Below are 15933 nucleotides of genomic sequence, written 5' to 3' on the forward strand. Positions count from 1 at the left end.
AAAGACCAGTGCACGGCAATGCTAGCGGAAGGTCGCAGCCATGTGGCCTCACGCCCCGGCCAGCTTCTTGAGCTGGTACAGCGCGTCCAGCGCCTCGCGCGGGCTGAGCGCGTCGGGGTTGATGGCGGACAAAGCCGCCTCCACGGGGCTTGCGCCCGCGCTCTCGGCCACCTCGGGGGCCGCGAACAGGTCCACCTGCAGGTCGTCCTCGCCAGCGCGCTCTTCCAGCGCGGCCAGTGCGTGGCGGGCGTGGTGCAGCACGGGTGAGGGCATGCCTGCCAGCTTGGCCACCTGGATGCCGTAGCTGCGGCTGGCCGGGCCGGGCTGGATCTCGTGCAGGAAGACGATGTCCGCGCCGTTCTCGGTGGCGCTCACGTGCATGTTGATGGCGTGGCGCGCCTTGGCCGGCAACTCGGTCAGCTCGAAGTAGTGCGTGGCGAACAGCACGAAGGCGCGGGTCTTGTCGTGCAGGTGCGTGGCGATGCCGCTGGCCAGGGCTAGGCCGTCAAAGGTGCTGGTGCCGCGGCCGATCTCGTCCATCAGCACCAGGCTGTGCGGCGTGGCCGCGTGCAGGATCTGCGCGGCCTCGGTCATCTCCAGCATGAAGGTGGACTGCGCGTTGGCCAGGTCGTCGGCCGCGCCGATGCGGGTGTGGATGGCGTCGATGGGTCCCAGGCGGCAGCTGGCTGCGGGCACGTGGCTCCCCATGCTGGCCAGCAGAACGATCAGCGCCACCTGCCGCATGTAGGTCGATTTGCCGCCCATGTTGGGGCCGGTGATGACCTGCATCCGCGTATTGGCGTTCAGCCGCGTGTGGTTGGCGATGAAGCTGCCGCTGGACGTTTCCGCCAGGCGCGCCTCCACGACCGGATGCCGGCCGCCTTCAATCTCGATGCAGGGCTCGGGCACAAACTGCGGTGCGCACCAGTTCAGCGTGAGCGAGCGCTCGGCCAGCGTGCACAGCACGTCCAGCGTGGCCAGGGCCTGGGCCAGGCGGGTGAGTGCGGGCACGTGGGGCTGCAGCTGGTCCAGGATCTGCTCGTACAGCCATTTCTCGCGGGCCAGGGCGCGTTCGCTGGCCGACAGGGCCTTGTCCTCGAAGGCCTTGAGCTCGGGCGTGATGAAGCGCTCGGCGTTCTTCAGCGTCTGGCGGCGGCGGTAGTCGTCGGGTACGCGGTCCAGGTGGCTGCTGGTCACCTCGATGTAGAAGCCGTGCACCTTGTTGAACTGCACGCGCAGGTTGGGGATGCCGGTGCGCGCCTTCTCGCGGGTCTCCAGCTCCAGCAGGAAGTCGTCGCAGTTGGTCTGGATGGCGCGCAGCTCGTCCAGCTCGGTGTCGAATCCGCCCGCGATGACGCCGCCGTCGCGCACCAGGGCGGCGGGCTCTTCGGCAATGGCGGCGCACAGCAGGGTGGTGCAGCCTTCGGGCGGGTGCAGGTTGCCAAAAATTTGGGCCAAATAGGGCTCTGGCGCTTGTGCAGAAAGCGCAAGCAGCTCTGATTTTTGTAGCGTCTTGCACAGCGCCACCAGTTCGCGCGGGCGCACCTGGCGCAGCGCGACGCGCGCGGTGATGCGCTCCACATCGCTCACGCCCTTGAGCTCGCCGCGCAGCGTGGACCAGGGGCCAGCCCCGCCGCCAGCGCCGCCCGCGCCCCGCAGGGCCGTGGTGGCCGACAGGCGCTGGCGCGCCTCGGTGCGGTCGCGGCGCGGCTCCAGCAGCCAGGTCTTGAGCAGGCGGCTGCCCATGCCGGTCATGCAGGTGTCCAGCAGCGAGAACAGTGTGGGCGCATCGTCGCCGCGCAAGGTCTTGACCAGTTCCAGGTTGCGGCGCGTGGTGGCGGGCAGGTCGATCAGGTCGTCATTGCGCTGCACCTGCACGCTGTGCACATGGGTCAGCGTGCGGCCCTGCGTGTGTTCGGCATAGGCCAGTAGCCCGGCGGCGGCGGCGTGGGCCTCGCCCAGGTCTTGCGCACCCCAGGCCTGCAGGCTGGCAGCGCCCAGGTTTTCCAGCAGCTTGCGTTCGCCCAGGGCGCTGTCGAACTGCCAGTCGGGGCGCAGCGTCATCGGGCAGGTGAAGGCGCCGCCCTGGCGCAGCATCTGCAGCTGTTGCTCAAAGCGGTCCGTCACACCGGCGCTGTAGAGCAGTTCGCTGGGCGCCACGCGCGCCAGCCAGCCGCCCAGCTCGTCCTGCGCGCATTCGGCCAGGAAGACGCGGCCTTGCGTCACGCTCAGCCAGGCCAGGCCGCAGCGCGCGCGGGGCGCCTGGTGCACGGCCATCAACAGCGATTCGGCTTTGTCGGACAGCAGCTCGGTGTCCGTCACCGTGCCGGGGGTGACCACGCGCACCACCTTGCGCTCCACCGGGCCCTTGGCGGCGCCCACTTCGCCCACCTGCTCGGCAATGGCCACCGACTCGCCCATCTTGATCAGGCGGGCCAGATAGTTCTCCAGCGCGTGGAACGGCACGCCCGCCATCAGCACCGGCTGGCCGCCCGACTGGCCCCGCTGCGTGAGGGTGATGTCCAGCAGGCGTGCCGCCTTTTCGGCGTCGCCCCAGAAGACTTCGTAGAAATCGCCCATGCGGTAGAACAGCAGCGTCTCGGGGTAGCCGGCCTTGAGGGCCAGGTACTGCTGCATCATGGGGGTGTGGTTCTCAAACGCGTCGGACATGCTGGGGGGCGTGAAATGAGGCGTGGACTGTAGCAGTTCGCTGGGCGCCTTCCGCCTGCCAGGCCGGGCAGGGGCTTGCCGGTGGCGTAAGCAGTGGCGTAAGCAGTGGCGTAAGCAGTGGCGTAAGCAGTGGCGTAAGGAAAAACCATCAGTTCCCGACACTTGTTACGTTCTGACATATTCTTGCCTGTATGCTGGCGCATGGGCTGGGACCGCCGGCCCCGCCGCTGCCTGCAGCGGCCCATGTACCCGCCGCTGGCTTCAAAGGTTTCAGAGCGACCGTGATCTCGTCCGAACTGTTGGCCGATCTTTTGTCCCCCGCCGCCCCTGGCGGCCAGGAAAGCGGCGCGCAGGCGCGCCTGCAGGCCCTGGTCGATGCGGTGCCGGTGGCGTGGATGGAGTTTCGTTTGCAGTCCGACCACCTGGTGCTGGTGGCTGCCAACGCTGCGGCACGCCGCATGCCCGGGCTGGGTGCGGTGCGCCAGCCCGGGGCCGGCGCCAGCGAGGTGTTCGACCAGCTGGCGGACACGCCCCTGATGGACCAGCTCCTGGGCGTGGCCCGCATCGGGGCGCCGCTCGATTGCCGGCAGGTGGTGCGGGAGCCGGGGCGCCGGCTGCTGGCCTGGGACATCTCGGCCCGCCGCGTGACGGACGACGGCATCGTCGTCACCGTGCGCGACGTGTCCGAGGTGGAGTCGCTGCGCAGCGCGCTGGCGGCGTCCGAGCGCGCCCTGGAGGACCTGCGCCGCGAGCTGCGCGAGCAGACCGACGTGTTCAACACCATGGAAAGCCTGGCCCGCGCGGGGCACTGGCGCCGCATTGAAGACCCGGGGGAGACGGTGCTGCTGTGGTCGCCCGGGCTGTGCCAGATCGCCGGCTTCGAGCAGCAGGAGTGGGTGGACCCGGAGCGCGCCGTCAGCGGCATCCTGCCGGAGGACCGCCATGTCTTCGAGCGCGTGCGCGAGCGTGGCAAGGGCCTGGATGTGGAGTACCGCTGGCGCCGCCCTGACGGCGAGGTGCGCTGGATGCGCTCGCGCGTGCAGCGCACGCTGCCGCGCGACGGCGTGCAGGTGGTGATGGGCGTGGTGCAGGACGTGACGGAGGAGCACCGCGCGGCCGAGCAGCTGCGCGAGCAGCTGCTGTTCATCCAGCGCATCGCCAGCCGCATTCCGGGCTTCATCTACGAATACCGGCTGCACTCCAACGGCGAAACCAGCGTGCAGTACATCAGCGACGCGGTGCGCGAGTTCATGGGGGTGGAGCCCGACGAGGTCACGGCCGACCACGGCGTGCTGGTGCGCCGCGTGGTCCCGCAAGATCTGCCCCAGGTCCAGCGCTCGGCCATCACCTCGGTGCGCAAGCTGGTGCCCTGGCAGTGCGAGTACCGCGTGCGCATGCCCGACGGCAGCATCCGCTGGCACATGACCAATGCGATCCCGCACCGCGAGAGCGACGGATCGGTGGTGTCGCACGGCTTCACCATGGACATCACCGACCGCAAGCGGGCCGAGCAGGAGATCGAACGCCTGGCGTTCTACGACGCGCTCACCGGGCTGCCCAACCGCCGGCTGCTGCTGGACCGGCTGCAGCGCTCCCTGGCCACCTGCCAGCGCAGCAAGAACCTCGGGGCGCTGCTCTTCATCGACCTGGACAACTTCAAGGACCTCAACGACACCCTGGGCCACGACATGGGCGACCAGCTCCTGGCCCAGGTCGCCGCCCGCCTGGTGGGCAGCGTGCGCGAAGCCGACACCGTCGCGCGCTTTGGCGGCGACGAATTCGTCGTCATGCTCGAAGCCCTGGCCCCCCAGCTGCCCGAAGCCGCCAGCCAGGCCGAAACCGTCGCAGAAAAACTCCTGGCCAGCCTCAACCAGCCCTTCGAACTCGACGGCGCCCAGCACTACAGCACCCCCAGCATCGGCATCACCCTCTTTGGCGACGAACGCCTCACCGTGGACGAGCTCCTCAAGCGCGCAGACCTGGCCATGTACCAGGCCAAGGCCGCAGGGCGCAACACCCAGCGCTTCTTCGACCCCGACATGCAGGCCGCCGTCAACGCCCGCTCCAACCTCGAAGCCGACCTGCGCCAGGGCCTGGCCCGGGGCGAACTCCTCGTGCACTACCAGCCCGTCGTCGACCACCACGCCCGCCTCCTGGGCGCAGAAGCCCTCGTGCGCTGGCGCCACCCCCAGCGCGGCATGATCAGCCCCGCCGACTTCATCCCCCTGGCCGAACAGACCGGCCTCATCCTCCCCTTGGGCCAATACGTCCTGCAAACCGCCTGCCGGCAACTGCAGCGCTGGAGCCAGCACCCCAGCACCGCCCACCTGTCCCTCTCCGTCAACGTCAGCGCCCGGCAATTCCGGCAAAGCGGCTTCGTCGCCCAAGTGCTGCAGACCCTGCGGGAGCAGCAGGCCGAACCCGGCAAACTCAAGCTCGAACTCACCGAAAGCCTGCTGCTGGGCGACATCGAAGACACCATCGCGCGCATGGAACAGCTCAAGAGCGAAGGCGTGGGCTTTGCGCTGGACGACTTTGGCACCGGCTACTCCTCGCTGTCGTACCTCAAGCGGCTGCCGCTGGACCAGGTCAAGATCGACCAGAGCTTCGTGCGGGACGTGCTGACAGATCCCAACGACGCGGCGATCGTGCGCACCATCCTGGCGCTGGCCAAGAGCCTGGACCTGGAGGTGGTGGCCGAGGGGGTGGAGACCACGGGGCAGCTGAGTTTTTTGCGGCTGCACGGCTGCGAGGGGTTCCAGGGCTATCTGTTTGGCCGGCCCGGGCCCGCGGGAGACATTGATGCCTTGCTGCACCCGGCAAGCTAGGGGCCCTCTGCACGCACCGCCGCGCTTGCGCTGTGCCCGGAGCTTGCGCGGGCGCCACGGGCCGTGTGTTCTTCAAGAGGTGGCGCATGGCGCGGGGGGATGACGGCGCCGTGCTGGACGCCGCCCTGGCGGGCCACCGCGGCCCGGGCTTGCGGGGCTGGGTGGCGGTGGTGGCGCTCGCGCTGCTGGGGGCATGCCTGGCGGTGCTGGGCGTGGTGCACTGGAAGAGCACGGAGCGTGCAAACCAGCGCGCCGGGCTGTTGCAGGAGACGGTCGAGACCCTGCAGGCCCGCATTGCCGGCGCCGGCATGCTGGGCGCGGTGTCGCTGCTCGGGTTGAGCGAGCCGCTGCTCAAGGCCCTGGCCCTGGGGCAGCTTCCGCCGGACGATCCTGAGGCCCTGGCGCGGCTGGGGGTGGCGCGGGGCCGCTTCCTGGTCAATGGCGTGTATGTCATGTCCCGCGACGGGACGGTGGTGGCGCACGAGACGGCGGGCACCCGCTCCACCGGGCTCAACCTGGCGTTCCGGCCGTACTTCCAGCAGGCGATCCAGGGCGTGAACAGCGTGTACGCCGCCATTGGGCGCAACACCCAGGAGAGGGGCCTGTACTACGCCGCGCCGCTGTACGAAAGCGAAACGCCTTCCAGCGCCATCATCGGCGTGGTGATGTTCAAGGTGGGGTTCGAGCTGTTCGACGAGGTGCTCAAGCGCACCGGCATGCCCACCGTGCTGTTGTCGCCGCAAGGGGTGGCGTTTGCCTCCACCCGCCCCGAGTGGCTGCTTTCGGTGGCGCCGCCACTGACCCAGGCGCGCATCGATGCGATCCGGGAATCGCGCCAGTTTGGCCGGCATTTCGACAACGGCGTTGCCTCGGCGCTGCCCTTTGCGCCGGGGGCGGGCGAGGTGCTGCTCAATGGCGTGCCGTATGCCGTGGACCGCCACCGCGTGGACTGGGGCGACCCGGGCGGGGCCTGGCAGCTGGTGCTGCTGGACGACGTCAGCGCGCTCGTGCCCCTGCCGGTGCGGCTGCAGGTCGGCGGGGCTGCGTTCGTGCTTCTGTGCCTGCTGGGCTGGCTGCTGCTGGAGCTGCTGCGCAGCCGCGCCCGCATGCGCGCCGCGGTGGAGCGCTTCCGGGTGCTGGGAACGGCGCTGGGCAACAGCCCGGTGTCGGTGGTCATCACCGACGGCGACGGGCGCATCGACTGGGTCAACCCGCAATACGAGCGCAACACCGGCTACACCCTGGCGGAGGTCCGCGGCAAGAAACCCGCCGTGGTGGCCAGCGGCCAGACTCCTGCGGCCACCTACCAGCAGATGTGGTCCGCCTTGCTGTCGGGGCACTCGTGGCAAGGCCAGTTCGTCAACCGCCGCAAGGACGGTGCGCTGTACCACGACGAGGCCACGCTCTCGCCGGTGCTGGACGAGCGGGGCCGGCGCATCGCCATCGTGGGGCTGCACGAAGACGTGACTGCGCGCATCCAGGCCCAGCAGGAACTGCAGCGGCGCGAGCGGCTGCTGAACCAGTTGCTGGAGCAGCAGACGGCCATCTTCGACAACGCGCCCCCCATCGCCCTGGTCGGCGACGGGAAGTTCCGGCAATTCAACCCGGCCTTTGTGGAGCTGATGGGGAGCACGGCCTCGGAGCTGCTCGGCCTGGGTGTTGCGACGCTGCTGGGCGGGGCCGAGCGCGCAAAGGCCTTCCATGCCGAGGTGGCCCCGCTGCTGGAGAGCGGGGAGCGGGTGCGGCAGATCACGACCCTGTTCCGGCTGGACGGCCACCGTTTCGAGGCGCGCATGGCGGGACGCCGCGTGCAGCTGGAGGGCTTCCAGAATGCGTCCCTGTGGGTTATCGAGGATGTCAGCGAGCAGCGCCGCGCGGAACTGGCCGTTCAGCAGGCCAAGGACCGGCTGGAGCTGGCGCAGGAGGCGGGCAAGATCGGCGTGTTCGACATCGACCCGCTCTCCGGCCAGGTGCTATGGAGCGAGAAGCTGCTGGCGATGATGGGGCTGCCGCCCGGTACGCAGGCGCGCACCCAGGAGGACTGGAAGGAGCGGCTGCACCCGCAGGACCGGGACCGTGCAGTGGCGGCGTTCGCCAGCGCCCTGGCGGGGAACGAGGCCCATGTGCGCGATTCCTGGCGCATCGTGCGGCCCGATGGCGAGGTGCGCTGGTTCCTGTCGGCGGCACGCATCTTCCGCGACGAAGCCGGCCAGCCCGTGCGCGTGGTGGGCGTCAATGTGGACATCCAGGACCAGAAGCTGCTGGAGGCCCGGGTGGCCGAGCAGCTGGACTTCCAGCAGGCGCTGATCGACGCCATCCCCGTGCCCCTGTTCTACAAGGGGGCCGACGGCCGCTACATCGGGTTCAACCGGGCCTACGAGCAGGCCTTCGGGGTGCAGCGGGAGGCCCTGATCGGCAAGACCGTGCTGGACCTGCCGTTCCTGGCCGAGGACGAGCGCGCGCGGTTTGCCGCGGATGCGCAAGAGGCGCTGGGCGGGCTGCAGTCCGTGCACAAGGAGGTGGACCTGCCCTACGCGGACGGCCAGGTGCACCACACGCTGTTCTGGCTGCACGGCTTCTCGCGCGCCGACGGATCGCCCGGCGGGGCCATCGGCACGTTCGTGGACATCACGGACCGGCAGCGCGCCGAGCAGGAGCTGCGCCTGGCCAAGGAGCTGGCTGAGGAGTCCACGGCGCTCAAGTCCAATTTCCTGGCCAACATGAGCCACGAGATCCGCACGCCGATGAACGCCATCATCGGGATGTCGCACCTGGCGCTGAAATCGGGGCTGTCGCCACGCCAGCACGAGTACGTGAGCAAGATCCAGCAGGCCGGCCAGCACCTGCTGGGCGTGATCAATGACATCCTGGATTTCTCCAAGATCGAGGCAGGCAAGCTCAGCCTGGAAAAGCAGCCCTTCGTGCTGGACCGCATGCTGGAGACGGTGTCCGACGTGGTGGGCTACAAGGCCGGCGCCAAGGGTCTGGAGCTGGTGTGCGACGTGGCGCCCGATGTGCCGCCCAACCTGGTGGGCGACTCGCTGCGCCTGGGGCAGATCCTCATCAACTTCGCCAACAACGCGGTCAAGTTCACCGAGTCCGGCGAGATCAGCATTGCCGTGCGAATCGTGGAATCCGCCGGTGAGCGGGTGACGCTGCGGTTCGAGGTCCGCGACACCGGCATCGGCATCACGCCGGAGCAAATGGGGCGGCTGTTCCAGAGCTTCCAGCAGGCGGACACGTCCACCACGCGCCGCTACGGCGGCACGGGGCTGGGCCTGGCCATTTGCAAGAGCCTGGCCGAGCTGATGGGCGGCTCGGTGGGCGTGCACAGCGTGGTGGGGCAGGGCTCCACCTTCTGGGTGAGCGTGCCGCTGGAGCGCGGGGTTGCGGCGCGGGCCTTCCTGCCGCCGGCCAGCCTGCGGGGCAGCCGCGTGCTGGTGGTCGACGACAACCTCACCGCGGCCACCGTGCTGGCGGACATGCTGCACGCGATGGGATTCGAGGTGGAGCAGGCGCACTCCGGCCTGGAGGCGCTGGAGTGCCTGCGCGATGCAATGGCGCAGCACCGGCCGTTCGGCCTCCTGCTGCTCGACTGGCACATGCCGGGCATGGATGGCATCGAGCTGGCCGGCCACATCCGCGGCCTGGGCATGGCACAGGTGCCCAAGATGCTCATGGTCACCGCCTACGGCCGCGAGGACGTGATGCGCGCCGCGCGCCTGCAGGGCATCGACACGGTGCTGATCAAGCCGGTGAACGCGTCGCTGCTGTTCGACACCCTGATGCAGCCGCTGGCGCACTCCACCGACGCGCGCGACCGCGTGGGCACGCCGCCCCCGACGCCGGAGGCCTTGCCGCTGGCCATCCGCGGAGCGTCCGTGCTGCTGGTGGAGGACAACGAACTCAACCAGATGGTGGCGGTGGAACTGCTGCGCGATGCCGGCTTTGCCGTGGACGTTGCGGAGAACGGTCAGGTGGCGCTGGACTGCATTGCGCAGAAATCGTACGACGTGGTGCTGATGGACATGCAGATGCCGGTGATGGACGGCGAAACCGCCACGCGCGCGCTGCGCCGCGACCCCCGCCATGCCGCCTTGCCCATCATCGCCATGACCGCCAACGCCATGGAGGCCGACCGCCAGCGGTGCTTCGACGCGGGCATGAACGACCATGTGGCCAAGCCGATCGAGCCCGCTGCGCTGTGGACGGCGCTGGGCCGGTGGATACGCCCGCGGCCGGGCCTGGCCGCGCAGCCCGATGGCGGGGAAGCGCCGGCGGCGGCGGCGGAGGGCGCAGGGCCTGCATTTGCCGGCATCGCGGGGCTGGACACGGCGCTGGGGCTGCAGCGGGCGCTGGGCAAGCCGGCGCTGTACGCCCAGCTGCTGCACCGCTTTTTGCAGGGGCAGGCCCGTGCCGTGCCCACGCTGGAGCAGGCGCTGGAAGGCGGCGACCTGGCCGCGGCCGAGCGCCAGGCGCACACCCTGCGTTCGGTGGCGGCCAACATCGGTGCGCAGGAGGTTTCAGCCCGGGCCGGCGCGCTGGAGCAGGCCTTGCGGGCGCAGAACGAGGGTGGCCGGCACGGCGCCGGGCCGCAAGAGGGCGCTGCGGCGGCATTGCACCGCCGTCTGCTGGGTGAACTGGGCGACGCCCTGGGCCCGCTGCTCCACGCGCTGCGGGGTTGGCAGCTGCAGTCGGCGGGCCTGCCGGGCGACACGGCGCCTGAGCCGCCGGGGCCTGGTGCCGGCGAGCCCGCGCCCGGCGGCGCGGCAGCCTTGCAGCACCTGCGGGGCCTGCTGGAGCAGGACGACCCTGCAGCCGCGGAGTTTTTCCAACACAATGCGCAGGTACTGAAGCCCGTGCTGGGCCCGGCCTTCACCGCGGCCGAGACGCACACCTTGAACTTTGACTTCGAGCAGGCCCTGGAGGCACTGGCCGGCATGCAGGCGCCCGAGCCCTCTGCCACCGGCGCGCCCTGAGCGGCACAACACGCAGGAACGCACTTCCATGGACAACGCGCCCTTCGCCCCTCCACCGGCCGCCCTGGTCGAGAAGCCGATTGCCACCGTGCTGGTGGTGGACGACACGCCGGACAACCTGACGCTGATGGGCAGCCTGCTGCGCGAGCACTTCCACGTGAAGGTGGCCAACCATGGGGAGAAAGCGCTCAAGATCGCCCAGTCGCAGGCGCAGCCGGACCTGATCCTGCTGGACATCATGATGCCGGGCATGGACGGCTACGAGGTGTGCCGCCAGCTCAAGGCGCTGCCTGCCACCCGCGACATTCCCGTGATCTTCCTGACCGCCCGCAGCGACCTGGACGATGAGCGCATGGGCCTGGGCCTGGGCGCCGTGGACTACATCACCAAGCCCATCAGCCCGCCGATTTTGCTGGCCCGCGTCAACACCCACCTGGCGCTCAAGGCCACGGCCGATTTCCTGCGCGACAAGAGCGCGTACCTGGAGCGCGAGGTGGCCTTGCGCACCCTGGAGGTGCAGGCCATCCAGGACGTGACCATCATGGCCATGACCTCGCTGGCCGAGACGCGCGACAACGAGACCGGCAATCACATCCGCCGCACGCAGCTGTACGTCAAGACCCTGGCCGAGCGGCTGCGCCACCACCCGCGGTTCGAGCATGTGCTGAACGACCGCATGATCGAGCTGCTCTACAAGTCGGCCCCGCTGCACGACATCGGCAAGATCGGCATCCCCGACAGCATCCTGCTCAAGCCCGGCAAGCTGACGGTGGAAGAGTTCGAGATCATGAAGACCCACACCACGCTGGGCCGCAACGCCATCGACGAAGCCGAGCGGCGCCTGGGCATGCGCGTGGCCTTCCTGAGCGTTTCCAAGGAGATCGCCTACAGCCACCAGGAGAAGTGGGATGGCTCGGGCTACCCCGAGGGACTCAAGGGCGACGAGATTCCCGTCTCGGCGCGGCTGATGGCCGTGGCGGACGTGTACGACGCGCTGATCAGCCGGCGGGTGTACAAGCCCGCGTTCTCGCACGACCAGGCCTGCAGCACCATCGTGCGCGGCAAGGGCACGCATTTCGACCCGGACATGGTGGATGCGTTCGTGGACATTGCGGAAGACTTCCGCAGCATTGCGCAGAAGTACCCCGATCCGGCTTGATGGCGTTGGGCGCAGGGCGCCCGCTTTTCAATCAGGCCCGGATGTCGCCTTCCCGGCATTGCACCGGCCGTTCACGCTGAGCCTGTCGAAGCGCCGCGCAGGGCTTCGACAAGCTCAGCCCGAACGGTTGCGGGGATGCGAGCCGTCAGAACGGTGCGTCTTCACCCTTGGCGGAATCCGCCCGGGGAGCGGTCTCGGCAGCGCTGGGTTCGGTATCCGCCGCAACATCAGACTCCGTGCTGGTCGGTGCATCGGCCGCAGCCGCCTGGCGCACGGCCGCCTTGTCGCCAGCGCTTGCAAACTTGCTGTACTTGCCCAGGATGGGCACCAGCTGGCCGTAGATGCGCGGGTTGCCGGCCAGGCATTCGCGCTGCTCCAGGAAGTCGGCCTCGCCCGTGAAGTTGCCCACCAGGCCGCCGGCCTCGGTCACCAGCAGCGAGCCGGCTGCCACGTCCCAGATCGACAGGCCGGACTCGAAGAACCCGTCGGTGAAGCCTGCGGCCACGTAGGCCAGGTCCAGCGCGGCGGCGCCGGGGCGGCGCAGGCCGGCGGTGCGCTGCATCACCTCGCCCATCATGTTCATGTAGCTCTTGAAGTTGTCGCCCGGGCGGAAGGGGAAGCCGGTGGAGATCAGGCAGTCCTTGAGCTGGGTGCGCTTGGAAACGCGGATGCGGCGCTCGTTCAGGAACGCGCCGCGGCCCTTGGTGGCGGTGAAGAGGTCGTTGCGCGTGGGGTCGTACACCACGGCCTGCTCGACCTTGCCCTTGACGGTGAGCGCAATGCTCACGCAGTACACGGGAAAGCCGTGGATGAAATTGGTCGTGCCGTCCAGCGGGTCGATCACCCACACAAAGTCAGAGTCCTTGGCGCCGTACTCGCGGCCGGTTTCTTCGGCCAGGATGCCGTGGCCGGGGTAGGCCGTGAGCAGCGTCTCGATGATGGTCTTCTCGGACGCGTGGTCGATCTCGGTCACGAAGTCGTTGATCTGCTTTTGCGAGATCCGCACCGATTCCACGTCCAGGGCCGCGCGGTTGATGATGGCGCCGGCGGCGCGTGCGGCCTTGATGGCCACGTTGAGCATGGGGTGCAGATTGGACGACATAAATTGTGGTGTTGGGCAGCGCGGCCGGCGAGGGCGCAGGCGCTGCGTGGCAGGATGAGCGGTCAGGTCGGGCCCGTCCCGGCGATGCGGGCGGCGACAATGGAGGGCGGGATTTTACCCGCAGAGCCTTTTTTCGCCTAACGCCCGCCCATGAAGACCCGTTTCATCCTGATCAACACCAGCCACGCCGGCAATGTGGGCGCCGCCGCCCGTGCCATGAAGACCATGGGTTTTGACGACCTGGTGCTGGTGGCCCCGCGCTGGGCCAACGTGCTGCGGCGCGAGGAAACCATCCAGCGCGCCAGCGGCGCCCTGGACGTGCTGAACAACGCGCGCATCGTGGCCACGCTGGACGAGGCGCTGGATGGCATGAGCCACCTGTGCGCCACGGCGATGACGCCGCGCGACTTCGGCCCGCCCACGGTGGCGCCCCGGGCGCACTTTGAGTCGCTATTGAAAAATGAGCTGCCCGCGCTTGCTGGACAAGCGCTGGAGGCCGAAAACACTGAAAATCCGAAGGCCGAAGGGGCGGGCCCGGCCGCGCAGGCCGGCGTGGCCTTCCTCTTCGGCTCCGAGCGCTTTGGCATGGCCAACGAAGACGTCTATCGCTGCCATGTGGCGCTGTCCATTCCCACGAATCCGGGCTTCGGCTCGCTGAACCTGGGCGCGGCCATCCAGGTGATTGCCTATGAATGGCGTCAGGCGCTGGGCGGCTTTGCCGTGCAGGACGCCACGCCGCCGCGTGCGCTGGCCGATGCCGCCCAGGTGGCGGGCATGCTGGGCCATTGGGAGCAGGCGCTGGCCGCCATCGGTTTTCTGGACCCCGCCGCCCCCAAAAAGCTCATGCCGCGCCTTAACCAGCTTTTCAACCGCGCGCAGCTCAGCCCGGAGGAAATCCACATCCTGCGTGGTGTCGCCAAAGCCATGATCGAGACGGCGCAGGCCAGCCGCTAGACTGTCAAGCCAATTTACAAATAACCATAACAACCATGTTTGCCCGCCTGCGCTCCGATATCCAGTGCATCCTCGACCGCGATCCTGCCGCGCGCAGCACGTGGGAGGTGATCACCTGTTATCCGGGCCTGCACGCGATCTGGCTGCACCGCCCCGCGCACTGGTGCTGGAACCATGGCCTGAAGTGGCTGGGGCGCTTCATCTCGCATTTCTCGCGCTGGCTCACCGGCATCGAGATCCACCCGGGCGCCAAGATCGGCCAGCGCGTGTTCTTCGACCACGCCATGGGCGTGGTGGTGGGCGAGACGGCCGAGATCGGCGACGGCTGCACCATCTACCAGGGCGTGACGCTGGGCGGCACGTCGCTGTACAAGGGCGCCAAGCGCCACCCCACGCTGGGCCGCGACGTGGTGGTCAGCGCGGGCGCCAAGGTGCTGGGCGGCTTCGAGGTGGGCGATGGGGCCAAGATCGGCAGCAATGCCGTGGTGATCAAGCCCGTGCCCGCGGGCGCCACGGCGGTGGGCATTCCGGCACGCATCATCCCGTCCAAGGAAGGCCAGAGCGCCGACGTGACCACCGAGCCGCAGCAGCCGCGCAAGTTCACGGCCTACGGCATCACGCAGGAGGACGACCCGCTCTCGCAGGCCATGCGCGGGCTGATCGACAACGCCTCGTCGCAAGAGCACCAGATCGCGCTGCTCTGGCAGGCCATCGAAAAGCTCTCCAGCGCCAACCAGCAGGCCAAGGACTGCGTGCCCTGCGACGCGGCGCTCAAGGAGCAGTTCGAGGCCGGCAAGCTCAACGAGCTGGTGGGCAAGTAGCGATGCTTGTTCGATTGCTATCAAAAAAATAGCTTCCAGCGCTTGGTGCACAAGCGCTAGCAGCTATTTTTGCTTTGAATGCGGCGGGTCAGGTGGCGCGCGGTGGTCGCACGGCGCTCTTGGGCCGGAAGGCCTTGCACACCGCGTCGCGCGTTTCCAGGTACGGCCCGCCGATCAGGTCGATGCAGTACGGCACGGCGGCAAAGATGCCCGGAACGATCTGTTGGCCTTCGACGTCCTTCAAACCCTCCAGCGTCTCGGCAATCGCCTTGGGCTGGCCGGGCAGGTTGATGATCAGGCTCTGCCCGCGGATCACCGCCACCTGGCGCGAGAGGATGGCGGTGGGCACGAACTTCAGGCTGATCTGGCGCATCTGCTCGCCAAAGCCCGGCATCTCCTTGTGCGCCACGGCCAGCGTGGCCTCGGGCGTCACGTCGCGCAGCGCGGGGCCGGTGCCGCCGGTGGTCAGCACCAGGTGGCAGCCGGCGGTGTCCACCAGCTCAATGAGCGTGGCGCTGATGCCCGCCTGCTCGTCGGGGATCAGGCGCGGCTCGAACGTGATGGGGTTGTGCAGCGCGCGGGTCAGCCAGTCCTGCAGCGCAGGCAGGCCCTTGTCTTCATAGACGCCGGTGCTGGCGCGGTCGCTGATGGAGACGATGCCGATCTTCACCGGGTCGTGCAGGCTTGCGGGCTCACTCATCTCCGTGGTCCTCGTCGGTATCGTTGGCATCGTCCGTGCCCGTGCCGCCCAGGTGCTCGCGCACCAGCTGGAACAGCTCGCGGTAGGCGCGGCCCTTGCGGGGCGCCAGGCCCTGGGAGACCTGGACATTGGCCTCCTTGCCGGCCGGCTGGGCATCCTTGCGGGCCTGGCGGATCAGCGCGCGCAGCTGCTGGGTGTCGGTGGTGGGGTGCTCGGCCATCCATGCGGCCAGCGCCTCGTCGTCGGCAATCAGGCGGTCGCGCCAGTGCTCGGCCAGGTGCAGCTGCATCTTTTCGGCGGCCGAGCCCTTGTGCTGCTCTTCCAGCGCCTGGCGGGCGGCTTCCACCAGCTCGGGCTCCAGCTTGCGCATGAGCTTGCCCACGTACTGCATCTGGCGGCGCTTGCCCTCGAAATTGGTGATGCGCTTGGCCTCGTTGATGGCCTCGACCAGCTTGTCGGGCAGGCCCACCGCGTCGAACAAGTCGGTGCGCAGCGTCAGGAGGTCCTTGCCCAGCGCCTGCAGTTCGTCACTCTCGCGCTTGAGGTCGGTGCGGCTGGCTTCGGACGTGCCTTTGAGTTCGGCCTTGAGCTGCAGGTCCAGCTCGCTGCCTTCGGCGACGAACTGGCCCCGCACAAAGTAGCCTTTTTTGGGTTTGCGTGACATGGGGTGGGGGCAAAAAGAGAAGCGGCGCAGAGCGCGCCACAGCGGCAAGTATCATA

9 protein-coding genes are annotated in these 15933 nt (G+C 68.8%); 5 read left to right on the forward strand and 4 right to left on the reverse strand.

Annotation, left to right across the window (positions count from 1 at the left end; translation table 11 throughout):
- Positions 1-48: 48 nt before the first annotated feature.
- A complete protein-coding gene (gene mutS, locus ACOYR3_RS07855; RefSeq protein ID WP_422845895.1) occupies positions 49-2670 on the reverse strand; it encodes a DNA mismatch repair protein MutS in 2622 nt (873 codons plus the stop codon).
- Between the two features lie 281 nt (positions 2671-2951).
- On the opposite strand from mutS, the gene ACOYR3_RS07860 reads away from it, so the two are divergent.
- The 3 genes from ACOYR3_RS07860 to ACOYR3_RS07870 all read left to right on the forward strand — a co-directional run bounded on the left by ACOYR3_RS07860 (position 2952) and on the right by ACOYR3_RS07870 (position 11636).
- Complete coding sequence (locus ACOYR3_RS07860) at positions 2952-5498, forward strand: EAL domain-containing protein (RefSeq protein ID WP_422845896.1); 2547 nt, start codon at positions 2952-2954, stop codon at positions 5496-5498.
- 86 nt (positions 5499-5584) lie between these two features.
- The gene (locus tag ACOYR3_RS07865) at positions 5585-10477 is read left to right on the forward strand and encodes a PAS domain S-box protein (RefSeq protein WP_422845897.1); all 4893 of its coding nucleotides are present in this window, start codon (positions 5585-5587) and stop codon (positions 10475-10477) included.
- Positions 10478-10505: 28 nt separating this feature from the next.
- Positions 10506-11636 (forward strand): response regulator, encoded by a 1131-nt coding sequence (locus ACOYR3_RS07870; RefSeq protein ID WP_422845898.1) that lies wholly within the window; start codon positions 10506-10508, stop codon positions 11634-11636.
- 145 nt (positions 11637-11781) lie between these two features.
- Here ACOYR3_RS07870 and ACOYR3_RS07875 read toward each other — a convergent pair whose 3' ends face one another.
- The gene (locus tag ACOYR3_RS07875) at positions 11782-12738 is read right to left on the reverse strand and encodes an inositol monophosphatase family protein (RefSeq protein WP_422845899.1); all 957 of its coding nucleotides are present in this window, start codon (positions 12736-12738) and stop codon (positions 11782-11784) included.
- A gap of 150 nt (positions 12739-12888) precedes the next feature.
- Here ACOYR3_RS07875 and ACOYR3_RS07880 point away from each other — a divergent pair, with 150 nt between their 5' ends.
- Both ACOYR3_RS07880 and cysE read left to right on the forward strand, forming a co-directional pair.
- Positions 12889-13692 (forward strand): RNA methyltransferase, encoded by an 804-nt coding sequence (locus ACOYR3_RS07880; protein ID WP_422845900.1) that lies wholly within the window; start codon positions 12889-12891, stop codon positions 13690-13692.
- 35 nt (positions 13693-13727) lie between these two features.
- Positions 13728-14513: a serine O-acetyltransferase gene (gene cysE, locus ACOYR3_RS07885; RefSeq protein WP_422845901.1), complete on the forward strand. Its 786-nt coding sequence runs from the start codon at positions 13728-13730 to the stop codon at positions 14511-14513.
- Positions 14514-14601: 88 nt separating this feature from the next.
- Here cysE and mog read toward each other — a convergent pair whose 3' ends face one another.
- Together mog and yjgA are read right to left on the reverse strand one after the other, a co-directional pair.
- Positions 14602-15213 carry a molybdopterin adenylyltransferase gene (gene mog, locus ACOYR3_RS07890; RefSeq protein ID WP_422845902.1) on the reverse strand — a complete coding sequence of 204 codons (612 nt, stop codon included), beginning with the start codon at positions 15211-15213 and terminating at the stop codon, positions 14602-14604.
- Positions 15206-15877, reverse strand: coding sequence for a ribosome biogenesis factor YjgA (gene yjgA / locus ACOYR3_RS07895; RefSeq protein WP_422845903.1), 672 nt, complete (start codon positions 15875-15877; stop codon positions 15206-15208). The genes mog and yjgA overlap by 8 nt, the downstream gene beginning before the upstream one ends.
- Positions 15878-15933: the final 56 nt, after the last annotated feature.

Origin of the sequence: Acidovorax sp. M2(2025), assembly GCF_049330835.1 — a bacterium.
Lineage (GTDB): Bacteria > Pseudomonadota > Gammaproteobacteria > Burkholderiales > Burkholderiaceae_C > Acidovorax.

Coding starts and splice junctions, on each gene's coding strand:
- ACOYR3_RS07875 (WP_422845899.1), bottom strand. CDS start 12,738: ATGTCGTCCAATCTGCACCCCATGCTCAACGTGGCCATCAAGGCCGCA.
- ACOYR3_RS07870 (WP_422845898.1), top strand. CDS start 10,506: ATGGACAACGCGCCCTTCGCCCCTCCACCGGCCGCCCTGGTCGAGAAG.
- mutS (WP_422845895.1), bottom strand. CDS start 2,670: ATGTCCGACGCGTTTGAGAACCACACCCCCATGATGCAGCAGTACCTG.
- yjgA (WP_422845903.1), bottom strand. CDS start 15,877: ATGTCACGCAAACCCAAAAAAGGCTACTTTGTGCGGGGCCAGTTCGTC.
- mog (WP_422845902.1), bottom strand. CDS start 15,213: ATGAGTGAGCCCGCAAGCCTGCACGACCCGGTGAAGATCGGCATCGTC.
- ACOYR3_RS07880 (WP_422845900.1), top strand. CDS start 12,889: ATGAAGACCCGTTTCATCCTGATCAACACCAGCCACGCCGGCAATGTG.
- cysE (WP_422845901.1), top strand. CDS start 13,728: ATGTTTGCCCGCCTGCGCTCCGATATCCAGTGCATCCTCGACCGCGAT.
- ACOYR3_RS07865 (WP_422845897.1), top strand. CDS start 5,585: ATGGCGCGGGGGGATGACGGCGCCGTGCTGGACGCCGCCCTGGCGGGC.